Raw genomic sequence first — 2,267 nt, forward strand, 5'->3', positions numbered from 1 at the left:
AAACTGCGCCAACGAGCCCTTACGGAGAAACGAAGTTGGCAATGGAAAAAATGATGAAATGGGCAGAAAAAGCCAATGGCACCAACTATGTAGCTCTGCGTTATTTTAACGTAGCGGGTGCACGATCTACCGGTGAAATTGGTGAAGATCATGATCCAGAGAGTCATCTAATTCCTTTAGTTTTACAGACTGCTCAGGGCAAACGGGAAAAAATCATCATTTTTGGTGATGATTACGATACACCAGATGGTACATGTATTAGGGATTATGTTCATGTTGAGGACTTGATTGATGCGCATATTCTATCGCTGCGTTATTTACAAAATGGCGGGGAAAGCAACATCATTAACCTTGGCAGCAGCCAAGGGTTTTCCGTTAAAGAAATTATCGAGTCAGCTGAACAGGTTACTGGTTTACCAATTAAAGTAGAAATAGGCTCACGCCGTGCTGGTGATCCAAGTACATTAATTGCGTCTTCAGAACGAGCAAGGGATATTCTAGGCTGGAGCCCTAAAAAGCCTTCTATCCAGGAAATCATTCAAGATGCCTGGAACTGGCATCAGCATCATTATGATGGGTATGAAAGCTGAGGTGCAGAAAATGATAGGGATACATTTGGTACAACTGCTGTTAAATAAAGCAATTAAGATTCAACTGATGAACGCAGATGATGAAATATATGTGCGAAATCAGATGATGGGGCTGCTGCGAATTAAGCAGATGGAACCTTCTATTAAGGTGGATAGTGAAGAGGATCTTCCAGATCTTCTTGAAAAACTGGTTGATTATGCATGTGTAGAGGGGATCATTGAGAATTACGTTGATGAACGGGAAATTTTCGCAAGCCAACTAATGAATACAATGTTACCGCTGCCGTCACAAGTCAATGAAATCTTCTACCAAAAATATCGTGAAAGTCCAAAGCAGGCTACGGATTATTTTTATCATTTCAGCCAAAGCAGTAATTATATTCAAACAAAACGAATCGCCAAGAACATTCAATATCAGGTACCAACTGAATATGGTGAAATGGATATTACAATTAATCTCTCTAAGCCTGAAAAAGATCCGCGTCAAATCGCGCTGGAAAGAAAAAAAGGGAAATCAGAAACTACTTATCCAACCTGTTTATTATGTGTCGAAAATGAGGGGTATCCAGGAAGAATAGGGCATCCTGCGCGGTCCAATCATCGCTTGATTAAAGTAGATGTACCACATGAAACATGGTATCTGCAATATTCTCCATACGTTTACTATAATGAGCATTGTATATTATTATGTGAAGAGCATCGAGACATGAAAGTCAGCAGAGATACATTTGAACGGCTGCTAGCTTTTGTTGAACAATTCCCCCATTATTTCATCGGCTCAAATAGTGATATTCCAATTGTGGGCGGTTCCATTTTAACGCACGACCATTATCAGGGTGGTCGTTATGAGTTTGCCATGGCTAAAGCAGAAGAAGAGTTTTCTTTTACATGGTCTGCATTTCCGCATATGGAGTGTGCCCTATTAAGATGGCCGATGTCTGTTATTCGTTTAAGGAACAGTGAAAAAGATGAGCTCGTTCAAGCGGCAGAACTCATTTTGCAGGCATGGAAACAGTACAGTGATCCAGAGCTTGAAATTCATGCGGAGACTTTCGGGAACAGACATAACGCCATTACACCGATTGCGAGAAACCGAAATGGACAATTTGAACTGGACTTAGTGCTTCGAAATAATCGAACGAGTGAAGAACACCCCATGGGTATATTTCATCCTCATGCGGAAGTTCATCATATAAAAAAAGAAAATATCGGCTTGATTGAAGTGATGGGTCTTGCGGTATTACCTGCAAGACTGGATGAAGAACTTCGTGCTGTCGGGAATTATTTACTTGATGAAAATCAAGACATTGCAGACTATCATCGTGAATGGGCAGAGCAAGTAAAAGAAACTTATCGGAATCACATTTCACTAGAAACAGTTGATGAGATTATTAAAGAAGAAGTAGGTAAAAAGTTTCTGCAAACACTTGAAGATGCAGGTGTGTTTAAGCGCGATAGAGAGGGTCGTCAGGGGTTCCGTAAATTTATTCAACTTTTAACCAAGAACGAAGATAAGAAAGGATAACACATGGCGACAATTAAGGACATAGCAGAGAAGGCCGGAGTATCCATTGCAACGGTTTCCAGGGTGCTGAACTATGATACAACATTATCGGTTGGAGACGAAACGAAAAAAAAAATCTTCGAAACTGCCGAGGAATTAGACTATAAAAAGCG

The 2,267-nt window shown here is 40.4% G+C and carries 3 protein-coding genes; all 3 read left to right on the forward strand.

The window, feature by feature from the left end:
* Window positions 1-590, forward strand: a 590-nt coding sequence (locus AC52RT_RS15710) for an NAD-dependent epimerase/dehydratase family protein (RefSeq protein ID WP_495541613.1), incomplete at its 5' end; no start/stop codon positions are given.
* A 10-nt stretch (window positions 591-600) separates the two neighbouring features.
* Window positions 601-2,115 carry a UDP-glucose--hexose-1-phosphate uridylyltransferase gene (gene galT, locus AC52RT_RS15715; protein ID WP_495541614.1) on the forward strand — a complete coding sequence of 505 codons (1,515 nt, stop codon included), beginning with the start codon at window positions 601-603 and terminating at the stop codon, window positions 2,113-2,115.
* 3 nt (window positions 2,116-2,118) lie between these two features.
* Window positions 2,119-2,267, forward strand: a 149-nt coding sequence (locus tag AC52RT_RS15720) for a LacI family DNA-binding transcriptional regulator (protein WP_495541615.1), incomplete at its 3' end; no start/stop codon positions are given.

It is taken from the genome of Peribacillus sp., assembly GCF_059453735.1.